Origin of the sequence: Xanthomarina sp. (assembly GCF_035306705.1) — a bacterium.
Lineage (GTDB): Bacteria > Bacteroidota > Bacteroidia > Flavobacteriales > Flavobacteriaceae > Xanthomarina.
Genome location: NZ_DATGNO010000032.1, coordinates 1 through 23790, shown reverse-complemented (window position 1 = coordinate 23790; position 23790 = coordinate 1). Strand labels below are relative to the sequence as shown.

At 36.9% G+C, this 23790-nt stretch carries 21 protein-coding genes and 1 tRNA gene; 3 read left to right on the top strand and 19 right to left on the bottom strand.

What is annotated here, in order from left to right:
* Positions 1-120: 120 nt before the first annotated feature.
* Positions 121-1437 carry a S28 family serine protease gene (locus tag VKY47_RS02790; RefSeq protein WP_324310175.1) on the top strand — a complete coding sequence of 439 codons (1317 nt, stop codon included), beginning with the start codon at positions 121-123 and terminating at the stop codon, positions 1435-1437.
* Between the two features lie 109 nt (positions 1438-1546).
* On the opposite strand, the gene VKY47_RS02785 is transcribed toward VKY47_RS02790, so the two are convergent.
* The 6 genes from VKY47_RS02785 to VKY47_RS02760 all read right to left on the bottom strand — a co-directional run bounded on the left by VKY47_RS02785 (position 1547) and on the right by VKY47_RS02760 (position 9640).
* Entirely contained in the window at positions 1547-2842 is a 1296-nt protein-coding gene (locus VKY47_RS02785) for an aminopeptidase P N-terminal domain-containing protein (RefSeq protein ID WP_324310173.1), read from the bottom strand.
* Between the two features lie 2 nt (positions 2843-2844).
* Positions 2845-4089: an NAD(P)/FAD-dependent oxidoreductase gene (locus VKY47_RS02780; RefSeq protein ID WP_324310171.1), complete on the bottom strand. Its 1245-nt coding sequence runs from the start codon at positions 4087-4089 to the stop codon at positions 2845-2847.
* Between the two features lie 85 nt (positions 4090-4174).
* The gene (locus tag VKY47_RS02775) at positions 4175-5185 is read right to left on the bottom strand and encodes a 4-hydroxyproline epimerase (RefSeq protein ID WP_324310169.1); all 1011 of its coding nucleotides are present in this window, start codon (positions 5183-5185) and stop codon (positions 4175-4177) included.
* Positions 5178-6914 carry a DUF885 domain-containing protein gene (locus VKY47_RS02770; protein WP_324310168.1) on the bottom strand — a complete coding sequence of 579 codons (1737 nt, stop codon included), beginning with the start codon at positions 6912-6914 and terminating at the stop codon, positions 5178-5180. The genes VKY47_RS02775 and VKY47_RS02770 overlap by 8 nt, the downstream gene beginning before the upstream one ends.
* Positions 6915-6918: 4 nt before the next feature.
* Entirely contained in the window at positions 6919-8502 is a 1584-nt protein-coding gene (locus VKY47_RS02765) for an aldehyde dehydrogenase (NADP(+)) (RefSeq protein ID WP_324310166.1), read from the bottom strand.
* Between the two features lie 223 nt (positions 8503-8725).
* Positions 8726-9640: a dihydrodipicolinate synthase family protein gene (locus VKY47_RS02760; protein ID WP_324310164.1), complete on the bottom strand. Its 915-nt coding sequence runs from the start codon at positions 9638-9640 to the stop codon at positions 8726-8728.
* A gap of 148 nt (positions 9641-9788) precedes the next feature.
* Here VKY47_RS02760 and VKY47_RS02755 point away from each other — a divergent pair, with 148 nt between their 5' ends.
* Positions 9789-10640 (top strand): AraC family transcriptional regulator, encoded by an 852-nt coding sequence (locus VKY47_RS02755; protein WP_324310162.1) that lies wholly within the window; start codon positions 9789-9791, stop codon positions 10638-10640.
* Positions 10641-10689: 49 nt separating this feature from the next.
* On the opposite strand, the gene VKY47_RS02750 is transcribed toward VKY47_RS02755, so the two are convergent.
* The 8 genes from VKY47_RS02750 to VKY47_RS02715 form a co-directional block, all read right to left on the bottom strand.
* A tRNA-Val gene (locus VKY47_RS02750) sits at positions 10690-10764 on the bottom strand.
* Positions 10765-10827: 63 nt separating this feature from the next.
* Positions 10828-12045 (bottom strand): bifunctional folylpolyglutamate synthase/dihydrofolate synthase, encoded by a 1218-nt coding sequence (locus VKY47_RS02745; RefSeq protein WP_324310160.1) that lies wholly within the window; start codon positions 12043-12045, stop codon positions 10828-10830.
* A gap of 21 nt (positions 12046-12066) precedes the next feature.
* A complete protein-coding gene (locus VKY47_RS02740; RefSeq protein WP_324310158.1) occupies positions 12067-12972 on the bottom strand; it encodes an energy transducer TonB in 906 nt (301 codons plus the stop codon).
* Between the two features lie 93 nt (positions 12973-13065).
* A complete protein-coding gene (locus tag VKY47_RS02735) occupies positions 13066-13458 on the bottom strand; it encodes an ExbD/TolR family protein (protein WP_324310157.1) in 393 nt (130 codons plus the stop codon).
* A complete protein-coding gene (locus tag VKY47_RS02730) occupies positions 13458-14159 on the bottom strand; it encodes a MotA/TolQ/ExbB proton channel family protein (RefSeq protein WP_324310155.1) in 702 nt (233 codons plus the stop codon). The genes VKY47_RS02735 and VKY47_RS02730 overlap by 1 nt, the downstream gene beginning before the upstream one ends.
* A 50-nt stretch (positions 14160-14209) precedes the next feature.
* Entirely contained in the window at positions 14210-15604 is a 1395-nt protein-coding gene (nhaD, locus tag VKY47_RS02725; protein WP_324310154.1) for a sodium:proton antiporter NhaD, read from the bottom strand.
* Positions 15605-15616: 12 nt separating this feature from the next.
* Positions 15617-16843, bottom strand: coding sequence for a Glu/Leu/Phe/Val dehydrogenase dimerization domain-containing protein (locus VKY47_RS02720; protein WP_324310152.1), 1227 nt, complete (start codon positions 16841-16843; stop codon positions 15617-15619).
* Between the two features lie 161 nt (positions 16844-17004).
* Positions 17005-18072 carry an anhydro-N-acetylmuramic acid kinase gene (locus VKY47_RS02715; RefSeq protein ID WP_324310150.1) on the bottom strand — a complete coding sequence of 356 codons (1068 nt, stop codon included), beginning with the start codon at positions 18070-18072 and terminating at the stop codon, positions 17005-17007.
* 93 nt (positions 18073-18165) lie between these two features.
* Between VKY47_RS02715 and VKY47_RS02710 the strand changes: the two genes are divergently transcribed.
* Positions 18166-19308, top strand: coding sequence for an acyl-CoA dehydrogenase (locus VKY47_RS02710; RefSeq protein WP_324310176.1), 1143 nt, complete (start codon positions 18166-18168; stop codon positions 19306-19308).
* 105 nt (positions 19309-19413) lie between these two features.
* On the opposite strand, the gene VKY47_RS02705 is transcribed toward VKY47_RS02710, so the two are convergent.
* The 5 genes from VKY47_RS02705 to VKY47_RS02685 form a co-directional block, all read right to left on the bottom strand.
* A complete protein-coding gene (locus VKY47_RS02705; protein ID WP_324310149.1) occupies positions 19414-19545 on the bottom strand; it encodes a hypothetical protein in 132 nt (43 codons plus the stop codon).
* A gap of 339 nt (positions 19546-19884) precedes the next feature.
* Entirely contained in the window at positions 19885-20427 is a 543-nt protein-coding gene (locus VKY47_RS02700; RefSeq protein WP_324310148.1) for a sigma-70 family RNA polymerase sigma factor, read from the bottom strand.
* Positions 20428-21011: 584 nt separating this feature from the next.
* Positions 21012-21326, bottom strand: coding sequence for a hypothetical protein (locus tag VKY47_RS02695; RefSeq protein WP_324310146.1), 315 nt, complete (start codon positions 21324-21326; stop codon positions 21012-21014).
* 115 nt (positions 21327-21441) lie between these two features.
* Complete coding sequence (locus VKY47_RS02690) at positions 21442-22050, bottom strand: transposase (RefSeq protein WP_324310144.1); 609 nt, start codon at positions 22048-22050, stop codon at positions 21442-21444.
* A gap of 639 nt (positions 22051-22689) precedes the next feature.
* The coding region (locus tag VKY47_RS02685; RefSeq protein ID WP_324310142.1) for a methylmalonyl-CoA mutase family protein at positions 22690-23790 on the bottom strand (1101 nt) is incomplete at its 5' end.

Genomic DNA, 23790 nt, shown 5'->3' with positions numbered 1-23790 from the left:
TCTCGTGGCATGGCATTGGAACGTGTTTTAGATTTGTTATAATATTCTTAAGCTTAAAAAGGTTACCCATTTTATTGATTATATTTAACCTCTGTTAAATTCACAAAAATTTATTCTGTCATGACGTTTTTTCGTTCGTTTTATTTGTCCCTTTTTGTTCTGTTTTTAGTAGGTTGCCAAGCCTTTCAACCAACGGTTATACCCGAAATCAAGCTTTCTACTTTTGAAAAATTAGCGGGTATGGAAAACGTTGTAAGCGTTGAAAAAAGAAAACCTGTAAGTCATTTCGATGAAAATTATGAAATCTGGTTTGAACAACCTATTGATTATGAGGATTCAACAAAAGGTACTTTTAAACAACGCGTTTTACTAGGTTATGAAAACCCAGAACTACCTGTCATAGTAGAACTTCAAGGCTATGGTATTGGATCGGAAAGAGCTGGAGAATTGGCAAACCATTACAAAGCAAACCAAATAAACATTGAGCATCGATACTTTAATAATTCACGCCCAGAAGAAATAGACTGGAATACCTTAACCGTTAAAAATGCAGCTAAAGATCAAGCTAGAATTATAGATGGAATACGAAAAGCACTCTATCCAGATACGAAGTTTATTTCTACAGGAATTTCTAAAGGCTGTCAAACAGTGATGATTCATCGCAGGTATTTTCCGGATAATGTAGATGCCTGTGTTTGTTATGTGGGTCCTTTAAATTTTGCACGCGAAGACCCAAGGGTTTTTAAGTTTTTAAAGGAAGTTAGCACTCAAGAAAACCGAGAAAAAGTAAAGGCCTTTCAAAATTTATGTTTTGAAAATAGAGCAGCACTTTTAGACCTGATGAAAACCGCGGCTATAGAAAAAAATATGTCTTGGGAGTTTGGTGTAGAAAAAGCAATCGATTACACCATTCTGGAATACGCCTTTGCTTTTTGGCAATGGGGAACGCCGGTCGAAAGCATTCCAACAGGAAACGTCTCTCCTGAAATTATTTACAACCATCTAATTAATGTGGTTGGGTATAGCTTTTTTGAAGAGAAATCTGTTGAAAGTTTACAACCGTATTTCTGGGCTGCTTTAACAGAACAAGGCATTTATGGGTACGAAACAGCACCTTTTAAACAGTATTTAAACACCGAGGATATTTATAAATTCGATTGGGCTTTTCCAGAAGGCATCTCAAAAACCTACGATTATGCACCCATGCAAGAGGTTAAAAACTTTTTGGACTATGTGGCCAAAGACATGCTATTTATTTATGGAGAATATGATTCCTGGAGTTCCACTGCCGTAGAATTGGAAAACGACGCTACCAGAAGAGAGCTTTATAAATTTGTATTGCCTCAAGGGAACCACACAACTAGAATCAAGAGTTTTAGTCCTGAAAAGCAGAAAGAAATTTATGATATTATAGATGCTTGGCTAAGCAAGGAATAGGTGTGTTTCCAAGAAATAAATAAGACTAAAAATCACACAATTTAGAAGTACAAAGGCGAAAAGGTTTAAAATCCATTTTCGCCTTTTTTGTTACTTCCTTTTATTGTTTCTATGAAGTTTTCATCAAAGCTTCAATCTCCTCAATTTCTATAGGCATAGCTTCGGTTAGATTAAAATTTCCGTCTTTGGTAATAAGATAATCGTTTTCTAGCCTGCACCCAATTCCTTCCTCTGGAATATAAATTCCTGGTTCGCAAGTTAAAACCATTCCTGGCTCTAAAACCCTAGAATACAATCCAACATCATGAACATCCAAACCAATATGATGTGCCGTTCCATGCATAAAATATTTTTTATATAAAGGTTTGTCAGGGTTTTGATTGGCAACAGCCTGAGCATCCAACAAGCCTAATTTTATAAGTTCGGTTTCCACCAGTTTTGCCATTTGAGTTTCATATTCTGAAGGGAGAACTCCAGGTTTCAATAACTTGCTTCCTTCTTTTAAACAATACAGCACAGAGCTGTAAACTTCTTTTTGTCTTTTAGAAAATGTCCCACTTACAGGAAAACACCTCGTTGTATCGCTATTGTAATTGGCATAGCAAACCCCGAAATCCAGAAGAATCATATCACCCGTTTTACAAATACCATCGTTGGTATTATAATGCAAAGCACAAGCGTTTTTTCCAGAAGCCACAATGGGTTTGAAGGCATGACGCGTAGCTCCAGACTTTACCAAATTATATGTCAGTTCGGCTTCCAATTCAAATTCCTTCATATTTGGTTTGCATGCTTTTAACACACGTTTAAAAGATACGACGCTTATATCGGCAGCTTGTTGCATGAAATCTATCTCTTCTTTAGATTTAACAAGTCTTAAATCCCGGGTAATTTTTGCTGCGCGATAATAATCGTGCAAGGGATATTTTTCTTTACACCAAGCAATCATTCGGTCTTGCTGGGTTTGCTGATTAAAAGTCACACGCTTGATGTGCTCATTATGTCCTAGATACATGCCATCGGCTTCAAAAGCCATGAGCTGCAATATTTTTTCAAAATCATGAACCCATTCCACTCGTGAAACTCCTGAAATATCTGTAGCTTGTTCTTGGGTTAATTTATCGCCATCCCAAATTTTAATTTGCTCGTTGGTTTCCTTAATAAACAGGATTTCTCGATTTTCTTTTCTATAAGCATCCGGATACAGCACCAAAATACTTTCTTCCTGATCGATACCACATAAATAAAACAAATCGTTGTTTTGGGTAAAACCCATAACATCGTCTGCATTGTTGTGTTTCACATCATTGGAAGTAAGGATGGCTAAGCTATTCGCCTTCATTTTAGCAGTAAAATTGCTTCTGTTTTTTATAAATAAACTCTTTGGAATTTGATTGTAACGCATATTTAAAATTTTCTATCTGGTTGAAATGGATTTAAGTCTAATATAGGTTTTTTATCTGAAATGACTTCTGAAACCAACTTTCCCGTGGCTGGCCCCATACTCCAACCCATCATGGCATGACCTGTTGCAATGGTTAGATTTGTACATTTTGCAGACCTGCCAATATACGGCAAACCATCTGGGGAAACCGGTCGTAAACCTGAAGCCGCATCGTTTTTTTCTTCTGTGGAAAGTGTTACGTCTGGATAATAACTTGTGGTAGCTTTAGCAATAGCTTCCACCCTAATTTGATTGATTTTATCGTTTATTCCAGCAATTTCCATAGTTCCTGCAAAGCGCGTAAATCCATGCATAGGTGTTACAGCAACTTTGGCTTCTGCTAAAATGGAAGGAATTGTAATTCCTGTATCTTGAGTGGTATTGATGCGATACCCTTTTCCTGCTTGAAGCAATAAGTGCAATCCCAATTTTTTACTTAATAAAGAACTCCAAGATCCAGCCGACAAAACAAACTCATCTGCCTTTAAGGTTTGGTTTTTGGTTTTAATAGCTTCAATTCTACCGTTGGTTACAACTAAATCTTCCACTTTTTCATTGGTAAAAAACCGAACTCCTGCCTCTTTTAAATGGGCTTTCATTTCCTCCATGAATTCTTGGGGTGTGGTATGGGAATCGCATTTATAATAGGTGGCGCCTTTAATGTTAAAGGTTACATCTGGTTCAAGCACTTTTAGTTCTTCTTTACTTAATTCAATAACATCCAAACCTTCTCGCTTTGCCATATGTGCAGTTTCAATTTCGTCATCGAGCATTTTATCTGTTTGACACAACATGAGCAAGCCTTTTTTCTCGTACTGAAAATTAAATTGTTCCTCTTGTTTGATGTCATCGTATAAACTCTGACTTAATAAGGTGATACTTTTAATAGCTGGAATGGCTTTTTTAACGTGATTGGCATTACACGATTTATTAAAAGCTAAGGTCCACTTCAAAAAATCGGGATCTAATCGTGGTTTTATATATAAAGGACTTGCAGGGTTAAACATCCATTTCAAGCCTTTTTTCATAACTCCTGGAGCAGATAACGGCACCAAATGACTTGGCGACAAATAACCGGCATTGACATACGATGCTCCAGAATCCATGTTGGATTGGTCGATTATAGTCACTTGATGACCTTCTTTTTGAAGGTAGTAGGCAGAACATAAACCAATGATGCCACCTCCTATGATAATACAGTTTTTCAATGAAATAATGAGTTGTTTGTTATTTGTTATTTGTTATTTGAAAAATAATTCATTTTATTAGGCTCCTAGTCAAGTTGCAAACAACTTAAATAACCTGAAAACCTAAAGCATAAGGATCGTCTTCAACATCAATAGTAATGGTATTATGCCCATAAATTTTTGCCCAACCTTTAATGCTTGGGATGATGGCCAATTTCCCATCTAAGGTAGTTTCTTTTTCTACACGTCCAATAAAGGTACTTCCTATAAAACTCTCGTGGATAAAATCTTCTCCAACTTTTAATTTTCCTTTGGCATATAATTGTGCCAATCTAGCTGAAGTTCCTGTACCACACGGACTTCTATCTATGGCTTTGTCTCCATAAAACACGGCATTTCTTCCTGAAGATTTTGAATCAATAGGTGTTCCTGTCCAAAGTAAATGAGTCACATCCTTGATGGTTTCATTTTCTGGATGAATGAACATATTCGGATACGTCTCGTTGATACGCTGTCTAACTACTTGGGAATATTGAATGATTTTTGAAGCTGAAAAATCTTGAACTCCAGAGAAATTTTTCTGCGGATCTATTATGGCATAATAATTCCCTCCATAGGCCACATCGAAAATAATATCACCCAATTCCGGGCATGCAACTTTTAAACCTTCTGCTGCTAAAAAACTTTTTACATTAGTCAGTTTTACCCAATCTACTTTAGTTCCTGTTTGTTGATATTCAATTTCTATCAAACCTGCAGGAGCTTCCATCTTAATTTTTCCTGGAACTTTTGGAATTACCAAACCTTCTTCAATAGCAATGGTAATAGTTCCAATAGTTCCATGTCCACACATGGGCAAACATCCCGAGGTTTCTATAAACAGAACAGCAAAGTCATTTTCAGGATCGTGTGGAGGAAATAAAAAGCTCCCACTCATCATGTCGTGACCACGAGGCTCAAACATAAGCCCTTTCCGAATCCAATCGAATTCCTTTAAAAAATGCTGACGTTTTTCACTCATAGTATTCCCGACCAAGTCCGGACCACCCTGTTTAATAACCCGTACGGGATTTCCACAAGTATGAGCATCAATACAAACAAAAGTGCCTTTATTCATTTTTTGTTTTCTGAATATAATTTGTTACACGGGTTTCCATGATGGCTAAAGTAACGGTGCCTTCACCTAAAATGACTTCATGAAATGCTCTGATATCGAATTTGTCTTTTAATTCTGTTTCAGCTTTTTCACGTAGTTCCCTGATTTTAATTTCTCCAATTTTATAGGATATGGCTTGTCCTGGCCATGAAATATACCTATCCGTTTCAGTGGTTACTTCATGCATGGATAAGGCTGTATTTGCAGCCATATAATCAATAACTTCCTGACGGGTCCATCCTTTTGCGTGAACTCCAGGATCGACAACCAATCTACAGGCTCGCCACATTTCATAAGTTAATTGTCCAAACTTCTCATAAGGCGTGGTGTAAATACCCATTTCATTAGCCAAGTATTCGGAGTATAAACCCCAACCTTCGCCATAAGCTGAAAGGTATAAATTCCGTCTAAATTGAGGTATGGAATCGCCCAATTCCTTGTTTAAAGAAATCTGTAAATGATGTCCTGGAACGGCTTCGTGAGCTGTAAGTGCAGGAATGGTATATAAGGTCCTACTAGGTAGATTATAGGTGTTTACCCAATAAAATCCTGCCGTTTTATCATCCTGTGATCCAGAATATCTACCACTGGTATATTTTGGCGCAATGGCCGCAGGAACAGGTACTACTCCATAAGGATTTCGTGGTAGAGTTTTAAAATACTTTGGTAATTCCCCATCTATTCTTTTGGAAATATCTCGAGCAAACAGGAGTAACTCCTTGGGTGTTTTAGCATAAAATTGTGAATCGGTTCTAAGAAATTTCAGAAAATCGGCAAAGCTTCCTTTAAAACCCAAATCGTCAATAATAACTTGCATTTCAGCTTTAATTCTAGCTACTTCCTGCAATCCTATTTGATGAATGTCTTCAGCCGTATATTGATTGCTAGTGGTGAAAAAATTAATTCTATTTTGATAAAATGCTTCTCCATTTGGGATGGAAGTAATCCCTAATTCTTTGCGGGAATTTGGAAAATATTCAGTTTCAAAGAAATCTTTAATCTTTTGATACTGAGCCACTACATCGTTTTCTATACTTATTTTAGCAATAACCAACACACTGTCCTTTTGCTGCATGCTAAGACCTTTGGGTAACTTTTTAAAAGGTGCGTAAAATTCACTTTGTGTATAATCCGTTACAAGATGACTGTTATAGGAAAAACTGTAATCCCCAAAAACTTCTTTGGGTTGCGACATCCCTTCTTTGACACTTTCGCGTAACAGCGCTAGATTATAAGCTACTTTTTTAGGCAATTCACTTAATTGATTTAAATAGGCTTTAACCTCCGTATAATTAGCGAACGTTGTTTGGGCCATCCGACTTAAATTCAGATGAAAAGCCGATTCAGAAGTAAGAGCGTGTAGATAGGTTTTATACGTATTGGAATCGATTTTATCTTGAAGAACAAATTGCAATAAGTCCAAAGAAATTTTCTCCGATTCCGAGAGCATGCCTTCATTTACTTTTAAAAGTTGCTTTTGAAGTTCTTGGGCAAAATTCGCTTCCTTTTGATAGAATTCAATCGTATTTTCAACGGATTCGTAAGGTTCAAAATCGTATTTCCTTTCTGTTTCATAGATTTTAATAACATCTTCCAACAAAACCTCTGACGATATGTTTTCTTCAGTTTCCTTTTTACAGGCCAGAATACTTATAAACGAAAAGCATATTAAAAGTTTTGAAACGCTCATAGAATTAAATGGTATCTGTTGTTGGCTTATTATTAATTAAACGTGAGATTTTCAAGGGATTTTCATTCTTTAATGCATCTGGCAATAAATTATTTGGCCAATCTTGATAACTAAAAGGTCTTACCCAACGCTTGATGGAATGAATTCCAACTGCCGTAAAACGACTATCTGTCGAAGCTGGATATGGGCCGCCATGAACCATGGACGGGCAAACCTCAACACCTGTGGGCACACCATTGTAAATAAGACGTCCTACGCGATTTTGAAGTGCTGCTATAACTTGAGGATAATGCATGGCTTCCTCATTATCTGCAATTAGAGTTCCTGTTAACTGCCCTTCCAATTTGGAAATAATCTGTTCTAGTTGCTCTATATGTTCACATTGAACAACCATAGAATAAGGTCCAAAAACTTCTTGATGCAACGTGCTGTTATTTAAAAAAGTTAATCCTTCTACAGTAGTCACTGTTTGTCTGGCATAATTGGTTTTAACTTCCGTATCGAAATCCGCCACAACCGTTAATTCGGGTTGCGATAGGGCTTTTTGCTTCTTAGCCTCATAAGCACCAATTATATTTGGATGCAACATACAGCTTGGTTCAATCTGTATGATTTCATGAGATAAAACCTGAATAAAATGGGATAAGGCCTCCCCTTTAACTCCTAGCAACAACCCTGGATTGGTACAAAACTGTCCGGTTCCTAGAGTAATGGATCCCGCATAGGTTTTTGCTAAGGCTTCTCCTCTATTTTTTAAAGCTTTTGGCAAAATAACTACGGGATTAATACTTCCCATTTCGGCAAAAACCGGAATAGGTTCTTCTCGTTTTGCAGCTAAATCGTATAAAGCGCGTCCGCCACGAATACTTCCTGTAAAACCAACAGCTTTCACACCTGGATGAGACACCAATTGGGTACCAACTTCAATCCCACTGCTATTTAGATTGGAAAACACCCCATTGGGCATGCCTGTTTTTTCAGCTGCTTTAATAATTGCAGAGGCAACCAATTCGCCTGTTCCAGCATGCATGGGATGAGATTTAACTAAAACCGGACAACCAGCAGCCAAGGCGGCAGCTGTATCTCCTCCTGCGGTTGAATACGCCAAGGGAAAATTACTAGCTCCAAAAACAACTATAGGGCCTAAAGGCAGCAACATTTTTCTAATATCCGATTTCGGCAATGGCTTTCTCTCTGGTTGTGCGGTATCGATACTTGCTTCCACCCAAGAACCTTCTTGGAGCAATTCGGCAAAAGCACGTAATTGCCCAACAGTTCTTCCTCTTTCTCCCAGAGCACGTCCTTCTGGCAAACCGGTTTCAGAACAATATGTTTCTATTAATTCTAATTCCAATGCTAAAATTTCGTCTGCTATGGCATTTAGAAATTCAGCTTTCTTCTTTCCAGAAACCTGTCTATAGGTTTTAAATGCCTTGGAAGCAAGACGCACGGCTTCGTCTATTTCCTCTTCTGTCGCCTCGGTATAACGAGGTGCGTTTTCAAGATTCAGCTGCGGATTAAAAGTGTTATACGTTTTGTTTCCTTTTGCCGAAAGTTGATTTCCTATATAATTTTTTCCTGTTATCATAAGCCTCCTCAAATCCCTCTAGAGAAGGGATTTTTTGTTTTATGCATTAGTAATTCATTTTAAATGTCTTCCAACATCAACAAGATGATACAACACTTGGGTTGAAAAGGAAGATCTACTTATAAGTCTTATTAATTGGACGTTTTCCTATAACAGTCCTTTCTTAATAGAACCTGTATTTACTTCCTTAAAGGTAAAAAATTAGCTCCTAACTTTTAGAAGTTTAAAGGTTTTTATAATCTGGAAGTATTGGTCTGTTTTTCAAACAATCATCAATCACTTTTAAAACATGTTTGCGTTCATCTCCCATAATTGGTAATCGAGGAGCTCGAACGTTTTCCGATCCGATGCCTGTAGCCACTTCTGCCAATTTTATATTTTGGACCAATCTTGGAACGATATCCAATTCCAACAAAGGCATAAACCATCTATAAATTTCTAAGGCTTCTTTAATTCTACCTACTTTTTGCAACTCGTAAATCGCTACGGTCTCGGCAGGGAATGCACAAACCAGTCCGGCAACCCAACCATCGGCACCTATTAATAAGCTCTCCAAAGCTATGGTATCGACCCCGGTCATAATTTTTAAACGATCTCCGAAGTAATTTTTTATTCGTGTAATATTAGTAGTATCTCTTGTTGATTCTTTTACTGCTTCTATATTGTCGTATTTTAATAATTGGTCGAACATCTCCATAGTTATCTTAACCTTATAATCTACTGGATTGTTGTAAACCATTATCGGCAAAGAGGTATTTGTAGCTACAGCTTTATAAAACTCAACAGTTTCTCTATCGCTAGAAGTATATCTCATTGGCGGCAACATCATCAAGCCTCCTGCCCCGTCTTCTTCGGCCTTGTGAGCTGCTTGAATAGCCGCTTTAGTTGTTTGTTCGGCAATATTAATAAATATAGGAACCTGTCCTTTCACCAAATCAACTGCTGTTCGTGTTAAGGTTCGTTTTTCCTCGTCCACCAAAGTACTTGCTTCCCCTAAGGTACCACCAAGTACAATGCCATGCACACCGGCTTCCATTTGTGCACGAATATTAACTTCAAACATTTTTAAATCAAGTTCATCTGCATCCGTGAACTTGGTTGTAACTGCTGGCATAATGCCTTTCCATTGAATACCCATAATATAAATTGTTTAAATACACACAAATTTACTTAAGATTTGAACTTAACTATAAGCTGTTTTTATCCAACTATTATACTATGTTATCCAATATTTTATAAAAATAAATTATAATGCTTAATTTTGTATTTAATATGAAGTTTTAAGAATGAAAGTCCTTCCCTTTAAAATACCAAAACCAGAGTTGGCCAACCTAGTCTATCAAGTAGATTTAGAGCCTCACTTTTATGATAAATTACATCAGCATGAAGACATACAGTTGAGCTTGATTATTCAAGGCGAAGGAACTCTAATTGTTGGCGATGCCATTAATTATTACAAAACTGGCGATATTTTAATTATGGGAAGTCAGCAACCTCATGTATTTCAAAGCGACAGAGAGCTGGAAGAAACGTCACACATGCAAACCCTATTCTTTACAAAAACGAGTTTTGGAAGCGAATTTTTTAATTTGGAAGAATTGGCCGAAATACAAGTGTTCTTTAAACGGGCCATTCACGGATTTAAAGCAACCTCCAACCAAGAGGAAATACGAGGACTTTTTGCGAAAATAGAAAGCGCAAGCAAGCTAGAACGCTTTATCATCTTATTAAAATTATTGAAACTACTTTCCATTTGTGAGTATAAAAGCCTATCCTCGTTTATTTACGAAAAAAGCTTCTCTATAACAGAAGGAGAGCGCATGAGAGATGTTTTCGATTATACCATGACACATTTTAACAAGGAAATTACTTTGGAGTCGGTAGCCGATGTGGCCAACATGACAAAAACGGCCTTCTGTAAATACTTTAAAAAGTACACGAATAAAACCTACGTGGTATTTCTAAACGAACTACGCATAGAACATGCTTGCAAACATTTAGTATCCAATCAAGACATTACTGTGGCCGATGTAGCCTATAAGGTGGGTTTTAATAATATATCCAATTTTAACCGACAGTTTAAAAAAATAAAACACAAAACACCATTGGTTTATAAACAGGAGAGTTTTAAGCACTAGCTATAAAATAAAAAAAGGTCTATACATAAGTATAAACCTTTTTGTTCTGTGGGCGATGAGGGATTCGAACCCCCGACCCTCTGGGTGTAAACCAGATGCTCTGAACCAACTGAGCTAATCGCCCTTCGTAATTGGATTGCAAATATAGATTAGTTTTCCATATTGCAAAAGTTTTTTTGAAAAAATTTTAAATTATTTCTGCAACTACAAAAGTACTGCCTCCAACATAGATTAAATCTTTCTCTGAAGCTTGTTTTTTAGCCGCACTTAAGGCCTCATTTACACCTTGATAACTCGTTCCTTGAAACCCTTCCGCCAAGAATGCTGCTTCCAATAAATTAACATCCATGCCTCGAGGAACATCTGGTTTACAAAAATAATAAGTGGCCTTTTTAGGCAAAATGTCCAAAATACTGCTCAAATCCTTGTCGTTTACTACGCCAAAAACAATATGTAAGCAATTAAAGGACGTTTCTGCCAATTGTTTTACCACATAATTCAACCCTTCTTTATTATGTGCCGTATCGCAAATAATTTTCGGTTGTTCTTGTAATACTTGCCATCTTCCTTGTAAACCTGTATTTTTTACTACCTGCAACAAGCCTTTTTTAATCTGTTCTATTGAAATTTCATAGGATTTTTGTTTTAGAACCTCCAGAGCTTGCAAAACTGTTTTAATGTTTTTCTGCTGATAACTCCCTTTTAAATCACTAGGAAGAACCTCATGAATTAAAGTGTCGGCAAAATAAATATCTGAATGGTTCTTTTTGGCAAGCTCTTGAAACACCTGTTTTGTTTCGTTTTGGGTTTCTCCAATAACCACAGGAACACCAGGCTTTATAATACCCCCTTTTTCAAAAGCAATGGCTTCCAGGGTGTGTCCTAAGAATTGGGTATGGTCAAAACCAATATTGGTAATTACGGAAACTTCAGGAGTAATAATATTTGTAGAGTCCAATCGGCCACCTAAACCCACTTCAATAACCGCAATATCCACTTTTTCTGAAGCAAAATACGCGAAGGCCATCCCTGAGGTCATTTCAAAAAAAGACAGGTGTTGCGATTCCAAAAACGCCTTATTTTGTTTTATAAACTCACGAACAAAAGTTTTGCTTACAACTACACCGTTAATACGAATACGCTCTCTAAAGTCCTTTAAATGCGGAGAAGTAAACAAACCAACACGATAACCAGCTTCCTGCAATACAGACGCTAGCATGTGGCTTGTAGAACCCTTTCCATTGGTTCCTGCTACGTGAATGGTTTTTAGTTGATGTTGTGGATTTTTTAAATGTTCTGCTAATAAAAGAGTGTTCTTTAAATCGGCCTTATAAGCCGATTTCCCCTGTCTTTGATACATGGGAAGTTGAGAGAACATCCAATTAACCGTATCCTGATACGTCATTTTGAAGTTTGATTTGTATGACTACTGACCTATATTGAAGTTGACTTTAACAAAACCTACCTGTCTATCCGGAGCCTGACTATCTGCTCGCCATTTATGCGACAGAGCAATTTTTTTGGCAGGTTCCAACAAACAAGCTGCTGTATTGGTGGTGCCTTTTACTCCAGGAATAGCCTCTACAACATCGCCGTTTCTATTCACAACAATCTTTACGATGACCATTCCAGATTCGTTACACTCTTGTTTAAATAGTTTCTTGCTTGGAGCACCTCGGCCTTTCAATCCATAACCAACGCCACCACTTCCAGAACCAGCTTCTCCAAAATAACTAGCGGCATAAGGATCGCCATCCAGCTGCCCTTTATCGCCTGCTTTATTGTCGTTCCCTTCACCTCCGGATTCTTGCCCGTCAGATTTGCTGACTCCTCCAATCAACGCATCTAACTTCTTCTTTTTAGCTTCTTTTTCAGCTTGTTCTTTAGCTACTTTATCAGCTTCAGCTTTGGCTTTCGCATCTGCTTTAGCTTTGGCTTCTGCTTGCGCTTTTGCCTGGGCATTTGCTTCTTTTTTAGCTTTGGCATCGGCATCCTTTTGCTTTTTTATGGCAATAGTCTCCTCGCTATCATCGGTTAGAAGATCTTCAGCTTTAGATTTTGAACTTGCGGCTGCAGCCTGTTTCTGTTCGGGTTGCTTAACAGTTTCTTGAGGCTCTTCTTTAACTTCTCTAGGTTCCGACTTAATAGGTTTGGTAGGTTGCACATCGCCACTTCCAAAATCTGTAGTTCCAAAGTTAACCGCTATGCCATACTCTTCAGGAGGATCCATATATTCCTTACCAACAACAAACAGCAACAAAATAATAAGTACGGCAATAAGCGCTGTAAGCTTTGCCGAATTACGTTCGTGTATGGTTTCGAAATATTTCATGTGTTATATTTATGTTCTATCAAAAGTCACTTGGAAGATCCAAATAAGTATTCCCCAAGTGTTTAAAGATCAAACAATGAATTTTTTATGTATCTAATTAGGTTTTACTGCCAAAATAACTTTAAACTTATTTCTATTGGCAATATCCATAACTTTTACTACATGTTCAACAGGAACAGATTTTTCTGCCCTTAATACCAAAGTGGGTTTATCTTCTGCAGATAAGGCTGCAATAAGCTCCGATTCCAAGACACTTTCTCCAACTCGTTTTTGGTCTATATAATAAGTCAAGTCTTTTTTAATACTTACGGCAACCGATCTTTTGTTTTCAGTTTTCCCACTAGCTGTAGGCAATAATATGTCTATCGCATTGGTGGTTACCAAAGTGGATGCTAGCATAAAAAAGATAAGCAACAAAAACACAATATCCGTCATGGACGACATATTGAATTCTGGGGTTACCTTATTTCTTCCTCTTAAATTCATTAAATAGGTTCGTTTAAGTGATCTAAAAACTCTAAGGAATTTGCTTCCATTTGATACACAACCTTATCTGTTTTTACCACAAGATGATTGTATGTAATATAGGCAATAATACCCACAATTAAACCTCCAACAGTAGTTGTCATGGCGGTATATAATCCGTCGGCTAAAAGTTTAATGTCTATTTGACCTCCCGAATTTGCGATTTCAAAAATAGAGAGAATCATCCCAATTACAGTTCCAAGGAATCCAATCATCGGCGCTGCTCCAGAAATAGTTGCCAAAACGCTCACGTTTCTCTCTAGACTGTAAATCTCCAAGCGGCCCGCATTTTCAATGGCGGTATTAATATCCTCTAAAGGCTTGCCAATTCGCGTAACGCCTTTACTAATCAATCGTGAAACCGGTGAATTTACTTGAGCGCACAACATTTGGGCAGAATCCATTTTTCCATTGGAAATATGATCTTTAATTTGATTCATAAAATTAGCATCTATTTTTGACGCAGCCTTGATGGCAAATAAACGTTCAAAATAAATGTAGGTCGCTACAATTAATAGAACAAATAAGATGGTTATAATAACCATCCCAGCAGTTCCTCCACTAGTTATTAACTCTATAATGGATAAGGTTTTTTGTACTGGCTCCCCATCCGTAAGCAACTCTGCACCTTCTTGAGCATCTTGCAACATTGAATTTATCATATATTATTTCTATTATTAGTTTATAACGTTAGTTTGTATTTAAAATTATATTAAAAGATGGTTCGTGTAAACATAAATGCTATAGCACCCACCAAGAAACCAATTAAGGCCAACCATGCAATGTTTTTTAGATACCAGAAAAAGTCTATTTTTTCCATGCCCATAGCCACAACTCCCGCAGCCGAACCAATAATCAGCATACTTCCACCTGTTCCTGCAGAATAGGCTATAAAGTGCCAAAGCTCGTTATCGATAGGTTCAGAGAACATTCCTAAACTGGCTGCCACCAAGGGTACGTTGTCAATAACGGCAGATCCAACTCCCAATAGCAAGACAACCAAATCCGAAACTCCTTCATGGTGCAACTCGGTTCCTAACATAGGCATATGTGTTTGCAAACTTCCTGCAAAATTAAATAAAGTACCTAAAGATTCCAAAGCGGCTACTGCCATTAAAATTCCTAAGAAAAACAAGATACTTGGCATTTCAATTTTAGATAGCGAATGATGTACCGGACTGTGATGCCCTTGAAGATCGGCACTTTCATCACCATCATAAGTTAAAGCAAACTTTCTATTGCTATATATTTCAGCAAATGTGGCAACAACACCTAGTGCCAACATCATCCCTACATAAGGCGGCAAATGTGTTAAGGTTTTAAAAATGGGTACAGAAATAATTCCACCTAAACCTAAATAAAGCATAATAGAACTGTATTTACTTGTTGGTTTAATAGTTTCTTCGTCTGGTGTTGGTATGGTTCCTTTAAAGGCTGGTAAAAAGGAAGCAATAAAAAACGGCACCATCATACATAATAAAGCCGGAATAAATAAGTACACAAACAAATGTCCTGTGGTTACTTTTTTACCAATCCAAAGCATGGTTGTTGTAACATCGCCAATGGGCGACCAAGTTCCCCCAGCGTTTGCTGCAATAATAATTAAACCAGCATACCAGATACGGATATTTCTATCCAATACAATTTTTTGTAAAATGGAAATCAGTACAATCGTTGCAGTTAGGTTATCGATAATAGCTGAAAGGAAAAATGCTAAAAATCCAAAAATCCATAAAATACGTTTTTTGCTATTGGTCTTTACGTAGGATTTAATGGTTGAAAAGCCATCAAAATAATCAATGATTTCAACTATGGTCATAGCTCCTAATAAGAAAACAATAATTTCGGCAGTCTTCCCTAAATGATGCAAAAGGGTTCCTTCCATAATATGGAATTTCTCCTCCAAGCCTAAACTACCAAAGTTCTCTATCAGCGTATGTTTAGCCGAATCGAACCATTGCGGAAAAGTATCTATCCCCAAAGCCACTAAAGCCCAACAAATAGCCATCATGACTAAAGCAGGAATAAGTTTATCAATTTTAAAATTATGCTCTAAGGTAATGGCTAAGTAGCCCAACACAAATACTATTATGATAATTGTTTCCATAAAAATAATCTATTACACAAGTTGTTTTAATGCAATTTCGAATGCGGTTTCGCTAATATTAATCTTAGAATTATTTTGGTTGTATACATTCTGAATGACGTTTCTAATGGTTTCTGAGATATCATTAAAAATAGCCTCATCTGTCATTTCTACTCGTGCTTCCATAAAATAGGCAAATACACGAGCCATACCACAATTGGATATAAAATCTGGAATTAGGCTAATACGCTTATCTGTATGTTGCATAATAGGTCCAAAAAATATTTCTTTATCGGCAAATGGCACATTGGCACCACAGGAAATAACTTCCAGTCCGCTTGCTATCATTTGGTCAATTTGATCTCTGGTTATTAAACGGGAAGCTGCACATGGTAAAAATATTTCAGCTTGTATGCCCCATATTTTCTTATTGATTTCCTCAAAAGGAATGAGGTTGTTTGCTTCTAAAGTATTTCCTGTTTTGGCTAAAAAGAGTTCGGTAATTTCTTCAAAGGTAAAACCATCTTCCTTGATAAGTCCACCAGAAATATCTAAAATTCCAACAATTTTAGCTCCCATTTGTGAAAGATAAAAAGCAGCAGCAGCTCCAACATTTCCAAAACCTTGAACAACTACTTTCTTGTTTTTTACTTCACCACCATATATATGATAATATTGTTTAACGGCTTCGGCTACGCCAAAACCAGTAATCATATCGGCTATTCTATATTTTCTTTGAATACTTGGAGAGTACCCTGGGTTTTCAATAATTTTTACAACGCCTTGTCTTAATTGCCCGATTCTATTGATTTTTCCTGCTTCAGAAGCCTTAAAATGCCCGTTAAAAACACCTTCCTGCGGATGCCAAACACCTGCACCTTCCGTCATTGGTATCACTTCATGGACTTCATCCACATTCATGTCACCTCCAGTACCATAATAGCTTTTCAATAAAGGGGAAACCGCTTTAAACCAACGCTCTAAAACTCCTTTTTTCCGTGGGTCATTAGGATCGAAATTAATACCAGACTTGGCGCCTCCTATGGGAGGTCCAGAAACAGTAAATTTAACTTCCATGGTTTTGGCAAGAGATAAAACTTCGTTTATATCCAAGCCCTTTCGCATTCTAGTCCCACCGCCAGCGGCACCGCCTCGAAGAGAGTTTATAACTGTCCAGCCTTCTGCTTCGGTTTCTGGATCTTTCCAATTAAATATTATTTCTGGTTCTTTATTTTCGTACTTCTGAAGTAATTCTTTCATTGGGTGAGATTCCTTTTAAAACAAATGAAAAGATATGTAAGATTAAAAATTCGTGAAATATGAATCCTCAAAACCTCAACATGTCTTTTGGTTGATTAGTTAATAAATATGCAAACAAATATAAAAAACTAATAGGCTTCTTTATTAAAATTCCCATAAATTTAATCATTAAAAATTATTCCCGAACTATGATCCTGTTTTGCCCCTGTAACACTGCTTAAACAGTTCACTTCGTTTTCAAGTTTTAAGACACCTAAAAACCCAAAAACCAAGGCCTCTTTAAATTCTACCAAAGTAGGTTCTGGAAGGATTAATTTATTGGAAGTCTTCTCTTTAATTCTGGACATTAAGAAGGAATGATAAGCACCTCCGCCAGTTACCAAAACTTGGGCTTGTTCTTTTTGGTTAATCACTGTGGAAATTTGAATGGCAACATGCTCTACAAAAGTCCGTAAAACAGTTTTCACGGGCAATTGAAAAGAATCAATTAAAGGGAATATCTCCAGCTTTACCCATTCCAATCCTAAGGATTTTGGAGCCGCTTTTTTATAAAACTCCAAAGCGTTTAACGCATTTAAAAGGCCTAAATTAACATCTCCAGTGGAGGCGATGCTTCCTTTATCGTCAAAATCGAATCCCAATAAAGCGACATAGTGGTTTAAAACGATGTTCACTGGACAAATATCGAAAGCAATTCTATGGATTTCTATGTCTGTTGAAATATTTGCAAATCCGCCTAAGTTCAAACAGAAATCGTACTTAGAGAATAACAATTTATCGCCAATGGGCACCAAAGGAGCTCCTTGGCCACCAAGAGCCACATCTTGAACCCTAAAATTACAAACTATGGGAGTTTTTAAAATTTCGAAAAGACTTGGTAAATTCCCTATTTGATAGGTCATTCCCTTGTCTGGCTGGTGCAAAGCAGTGTGTCCATGCGAACAAATGGCGTCTATACCCGTAAGCTTATTCACAACTATAAAATCCTGTATCATGGAAGCCAAATACGGCGTATATGCCTCATCTATTTCTTGAAGTTCTTCAATAGATTTAGAAACTAAATGTTTCAGAACATGATACCAGTCTTTTGTATATGATTTGGTTTCAGATTTATGAATTTTATAATGCCAATCCCCTTCATTTTTAGTAAAACTGGCATCCACCAAATCCACCCCATCCAAAGAGGTTCCAGACATAACACCAATAACGCGATATACGGATTTATTCATATCCCGTAAAAATAACAATCCCTTTTGAAAAAATGCTAATAAAAAAGTATCTTTGTGCACTTTCAAAAATTAATATTACAATTACAAGAAACTATGGATTTTAATCTAACAGAAGAACATATAATGATTCGCGATGCCGCTCGCGATTTTGCACAAACCGAATTACTTCCTGGTGTTATTGAACGCGATAACGCTCAAACCTTCCCAAATGAACTCGTACGTAAAATGGGTGACCTTGGATTTATGGGAATAATGGTAGATCCAAAATATGGTGGTTCTGGCATGGATGCGATTTCTTATGTGTTGGTTATGGAAGAATTATCCAAAATAGATGCTTCGGCTTCTGTAATGGTTTCTGTAAACAATTCGTTGGTTTGTTTTGGTTTGGAGGCCTATGGAAATGATGAACAAAAGCAAAAATACCTCACCAAATTAGCTAAAGGCGAAGTTATTGGCGCATTTTGCTTAAGCGAACCTGAAGCTGGTAGCGATGCTACGTCGCAAAAAACAACCGCTATAGACATGGGAGACCACTATGTTTTAAACGGAACAAAAAACTGGATTACCAATGGAGGTCGTGCCGAAGTGTATTTAGTAATTGCACAAACACATAAGGAAAAAGGCCATAGAGGAATCAATGCTTTTATTGTTGAAAAAGGAATGCCTGGATTTGATATTGGACCAAAAGAAGATAAATTAGGAATTAGAGGAAGCGATACGCATACCTTACAATTTAATGATGTAAAAGTACCAAAGGAAAACAGAATTGGAGAAGATGGTTTTGGTTTTAAATTTGCCATGAAAACTCTTTCTGGTGGTCGTATAGGAATTGCTGCACAAGCCTTAGGAATTGCCGCTGGAGCTTACGAACTTTCTTTAAAATACTCCAAAGTACGTAAAGCATTTGGAACGGAAATATGCAACCACCAAGCCATTGCCTTTAAAATAGCCGATATGGCCACAGAAATTGAAGCTGCCAGAATGTTGGTAATGAAAGCGGCTTGGGATAAGGATCAAGGAAATAACTACGACATGTCTAGCGCTATGGCTAAGTTGTATGCCTCTCAAGTAGCCATGACACATACCGTTGAAGCGGTACAAATACATGGTGGTAATGGGTTTGTAAAAGAATACCATGTAGAGCGTTTAATGCGTGATGCAAAAATTACCCAAATTTATGAAGGAACCTCAGAGATACAAAAAATTGTAATCTCGAGAGGCGTTCTAAAAGATTAAGCTGTAGTTTCAAAATCAGAAAATAAGACAAATAAAAAAGTCCGAACTAATATTAGTTCGGACTTTTTTAATTTCAACCTATCGTTTATGATGGAGGAAGATATATCAACGAAGCTCTTGCAATGGAATAATATAACTATCTGCTAAGTGATATTTTTCAGATTTTATAATGTTTAATAACCAATCCAAATGGTTTTCAGATTTCCTCCTAAAACTGTAATTTAATCTTGCTTCCATAATAATAGTGTTTAAAATTGAACCCACTTAAAGTTACAGATAGAAAAAATAGAATAATAATTTTTTAGGCGAACAGCAAAATTATCACCCTAAAAAACAAGACCTTACTAAAAATACATGATGAAGCGCAAAACTGCTTATAAAACGCCAACCACAAACCAAATAACGGCCAGCTCGCGAGCTGTTCCCACCCAACACCCCGTATGGGCAGGTCGCGACCTGCCCAAAAATCAACTAATCAATATATCGCGAATTCCATGGACAGCATGCGAGCTGTCCTGCCCAATATCCCCGTACGGGCACCTGCCCCCTATAAAGCGGACAGCTCGCGAGCTGTCCCTACAAAGAACACACTTTACAATCCCCTTTTTCCTTTATCTCTCCAACCAAAACACCTTTACTATTCATTTTTAAATCGCAACAATCCATATAACCTTGGGTTATTAATTTCCTGGCTCGTTGTATTTGCGACTTGATGGTTGGCAAGGGTAATTGCAGTTTTTCTGCAACCTCTATTTGCTTCAAACCTTTAATATCGGCTAAAAACAAAGGCGTTCTGTATTTTTTTGGTAACTGCATAATAATACCATGTAAACAATCCAGTTTGGTGTGTTCCTTTGCATCTTCTTCAAAATACAAATCTTCTTGAGTTTGTGGAGTCCCTGTTTTATTTTGTCTAAAATAATCCAGAACTGTATATCTAGCTATGGAAAACACCCAAGCCTTGAGCTTGTCTTCATCTTTAAGGGTGTCTTTTTTAGTGTGTATTTTAATAAAGCTGTCTTGGAGTAAATCGTCTGCCACATCTGGGTTTTTCACCTGACCTAAAATAAAGTGTTTTAAGTCTTCAGCATATAGGTTCCAAATAGTCTTTGTAGTCATTCTTCAAAAATTAAAAAAGCAGCTTCTTTAGTGTAAAATTACTAAAAAAGCTGCTGTCATTCTGTTATTTAGCATTCCTTAACAGTTGCAATTGGCACATGTACAGTTTTGACAAGTACAATTTTTACAGTTCCCATCTTTGCAACCAGAACAATTGCAAGTACAATCAGTATTTTTCATTTCAATGTGTTTTTAGGTTCGTATAATAGACGTCGGAATTATTAAAAAGATGCATTCCTATCACTTTTTAATCGAAAACAACATCAAAACTCAATACTCTACACCGCTTTATAAACTTAAATTTTTATATCTGTTTTTTGTCATACGAGTAAAAAATTTGCAAATATCTACGAAACCTACCAAGCCGGCAGGCGGGTCAGCCGGAAACATAAACATGAGAATATGAAAGCTATTACGCCGATTAACATAGAACAAAAACAAAATTTTGAAATTAGTAACTACATATAAAAGTTACTATAATATCAGCATTCATAGCTTTATGATATTTTGCGGACAATCTGGCTTAAATTATAGGGATACCGCAAAATCAAAACACCTACTTTGTTTTTTAAAATTTCTTCCCTTTACTTTCTTCCAGGTAGAATGTATTTTTTAATGCCATCTTTCCCTTTTTCCAATTCACTGCAATTAGGGCATACGTGCACAATTCCTTCTTTAATATGATATCCATCCACATGCTCCTTTACAAAACCTTGAACAAGCATATAGGAGTCTTCGTGATTATTAACGTCCACCTGCTTATCCTTGTACAACGTCCGTATTTTACCATCGTATTCTTGGTACCCCCAACAGAGAGAACAAATTCCCTCCGGAGATTTATTAGTAGTTTCCTCTTCTGGTTTTTTAAAAAAAGCAACTATTGTTTTTATAACATCCATAATATGTGTTTTTCATCCAATTGTAATTTAAGGAATAATCTAAATAATGACAAGGACTCCTAGAGATATCTTAGGGGTGTAATTAAAAAAAACAATCATAACTCTGTAAATTATTTTAAATTTCAGAAAAGAAAGAGTCCTGACTCCAATTTTGTGGATTTAAGTCGATATAATTAGAGATTTTCTCATACGCATCTGGCGTTCTAATAATATGATCATAAAATGAACGTTTCCAAGAAAAATCAAGAAAACCTGTTTCGTGGATTAATTTAGAAGATGTGGTTTTAAAAGCTCCAACCAAACTTGAAAGCGATTTTATTGTCAAGGCCTTCTCTGTTGTTTTCAAACTATCTATCTCAATAATTGCATGCACATGATTGGGCATAACAACATAATTAGTTATAAGCACATAAGGATATTGTTTTTCCAACCACCACAACCTATCTTGAACAATAAGACCAAAGGCATTCAAATTCATAATTTTGCTGACTGGGTTATTATGGAATTCATCAGGAATAATAGAATCATTCCGTACGGACAACCCGCGAGCTGTACTCGTAATCTCAAGAGCTGTCCCCAAAACCTCTCGATCTGTTTTTTCCTTATCAATTTCAACAACCTCACCAAAACAACAGCGCATTTTTTGAACACAAATCGTTACGAAATATAAATTATCTCTAGAATAATCATAGCCTTTCATTCTATTTCGTTTCCTATTTTTCATTCAAATAAAATTTTAAATCAAACACTTAAATATAATTCATTTTTTTCAATCCCACACCCGCATCCGTACGGACAGCTCGCGAGCTGTCCCCAAAATCGCCCAATCAATATAACGCGCAATCAGCACGGACAGCTCGCGAGCTGTCCCTACACACAAACAAAAAAATGCTTCAATCTTGCCATATCACTGCAAAAAAGAAGCATTCTTCTTAAAATATCTATTATTATATCAATACACGCACCCGTACGGACAGCTCGCGAGCTGTCCCCTACAATCACCCAATCAATATAACGCACAATCCGTAAGGACAGCTCCCGAGCTGTCCCTACCCACAAACAAAAAAATGCTCCAATTTTGCCATATCGCAGCAAAAAAAAAAAACATTCTTCTTTAAATATATATTATTATATCAATCCCGTACGGACAGCTCGCGAGCTGTCCCTACCCACAAATAAAAAAATGCCTCAATCTTGCCTTATCACAGCAAAAAAGAAGCATTCCTCTTAAAATATCTATTATTATATCAATACACGCACCCGTACGGACAGCTCTCGAGCTGTCCCCCACAATCGCCCAATCAATATAACGCGTAATCAGCCAGGACAGCTCCCGAGCTGTCCCTACGCTGTCCCTATAGGATTACATATTTCTTCTATATTGTCCGCCTACTTCAAATAAAGCGGAAGTAATTTCACCTAATGAACATACTTTACAGACCTCCATCAAAGCTTCAAAAATATTCTCGTTATGTATGGCTTTCGTTTGAAGTTCTTTCAGCATCTCTTTCGTGTCATTTGCTTTATGAAGATTCTCCAAGGTTTTTATTTGAAATTGTTTCTCTTCTTCCGTAGCACGAATAACCTCTGCAGGTTGAACCGTTGGAGATCCTTTAGAGCTCAAGAACGTATTCACACCAATAATAGGGAATTCACCATTGTGCTTTAAAGTTTCATAATACAAACTCTCTTCTTGTATTTTACTACGTTGGTACATGGTTTCCATGGCTCCAAGAACGCCTCCTCTTTCGGTTATTCTATCAAATTCCAAAAGAACGGCATCTTCCACTAAATCGGTTAATTCTTCAATAATAAAAGAACCTTGGATTGGATTTTCGTTTTTAGCTAGACCTAATTCTTTATTTATAATCAATTGAATGGCCATAGCACGACGCACAGATTCTTCGGTTGGTGTGGTTATCGCTTCATCGTACGCATTGGTATGTAAAGAGTTGCAATTATCGTAAATAGCATACAAAGCTTGAAGCGTGGTTCTAATATCGTTAAAATCGATTTCCTGGGCATGCAAGCTGCGTCCAGAGGTTTGAATGTGGTATTTCAACATTTGTGCTCTAGCATCGGCGCCATATTTATGCTTCATGGCTTTTGCCCATATTTTTCTAGCTACACGACCAATAACTGCATATTCTGGATCGATACCATTGGAGAAGAAAAACGATAGGTTTGGACCAAAATCGTTAATATCCATACCGCGACTTAAATAGTATTCTACGTAAGTAAATCCGTTTGAAAGCGTTAAAGCCAATTGCGTAATTGGATTGGCTCCTGCTTCTGCAATATGATAGCCCGAAATAGACACGGAATAGAAGTTACGGACATTGTTTTCAATAAAATACTCTTGAACATCTCCCATTAATCGCAAAGCAAATTCTGTAGAGAAAATACAGGTGTTTTGTGCTTGGTCTTCTTTTAAAATATCGGCTTGAACGGTTCCACGAACTTG

Coding starts and splice junctions, on each gene's coding strand:
- VKY47_RS02715 (WP_324310150.1), bottom strand. CDS start 18,072: ATGAATAAATCCGTATATCGCGTTATTGGTGTTATGTCTGGAACCTCT.
- VKY47_RS02765 (WP_324310166.1), bottom strand. CDS start 8,502: ATGATAACAGGAAAAAATTATATAGGAAATCAACTTTCGGCAAAAGGA.
- VKY47_RS02730 (WP_324310155.1), bottom strand. CDS start 14,159: ATGATAAATTCAATGTTGCAAGATGCTCAAGAAGGTGCAGAGTTGCTT.
- VKY47_RS02690 (WP_324310144.1), bottom strand. CDS start 22,050: ATGAAAAATAGGAAACGAAATAGAATGAAAGGCTATGATTATTCTAGA.
- VKY47_RS02710 (WP_324310176.1), top strand. CDS start 18,166: ATGGATTTTAATCTAACAGAAGAACATATAATGATTCGCGATGCCGCT.
- VKY47_RS02735 (WP_324310157.1), bottom strand. CDS start 13,458: ATGAATTTAAGAGGAAGAAATAAGGTAACCCCAGAATTCAATATGTCG.
- VKY47_RS02695 (WP_324310146.1), bottom strand. CDS start 21,326: ATGGATGTTATAAAAACAATAGTTGCTTTTTTTAAAAAACCAGAAGAG.
- VKY47_RS02720 (WP_324310152.1), bottom strand. CDS start 16,843: ATGAAAGAATTACTTCAGAAGTACGAAAATAAAGAACCAGAAATAATA.
- VKY47_RS02700 (WP_324310148.1), bottom strand. CDS start 20,427: ATGACTACAAAGACTATTTGGAACCTATATGCTGAAGACTTAAAACAC.
- VKY47_RS02745 (WP_324310160.1), bottom strand. CDS start 12,045: ATGACGTATCAGGATACGGTTAATTGGATGTTCTCTCAACTTCCCATG.
- nhaD (WP_324310154.1), bottom strand. CDS start 15,604: ATGGAAACAATTATCATAATAGTATTTGTGTTGGGCTACTTAGCCATT.
- VKY47_RS02790 (WP_324310175.1), top strand. CDS start 121: ATGACGTTTTTTCGTTCGTTTTATTTGTCCCTTTTTGTTCTGTTTTTA.
- VKY47_RS02785 (WP_324310173.1), bottom strand. CDS start 2,842: ATGCGTTACAATCAAATTCCAAAGAGTTTATTTATAAAAAACAGAAGC.
- VKY47_RS02755 (WP_324310162.1), top strand. CDS start 9,789: ATGAAAGTCCTTCCCTTTAAAATACCAAAACCAGAGTTGGCCAACCTA.
- VKY47_RS02705 (WP_324310149.1), bottom strand. CDS start 19,545: ATGGAAGCAAGATTAAATTACAGTTTTAGGAGGAAATCTGAAAACCAT.
- VKY47_RS02770 (WP_324310168.1), bottom strand. CDS start 6,914: ATGAGCGTTTCAAAACTTTTAATATGCTTTTCGTTTATAAGTATTCTG.
- VKY47_RS02740 (WP_324310158.1), bottom strand. CDS start 12,972: ATGAAATATTTCGAAACCATACACGAACGTAATTCGGCAAAGCTTACA.
- VKY47_RS02775 (WP_324310169.1), bottom strand. CDS start 5,185: ATGAATAAAGGCACTTTTGTTTGTATTGATGCTCATACTTGTGGAAAT.
- VKY47_RS02760 (WP_324310164.1), bottom strand. CDS start 9,640: ATGGGTATTCAATGGAAAGGCATTATGCCAGCAGTTACAACCAAGTTC.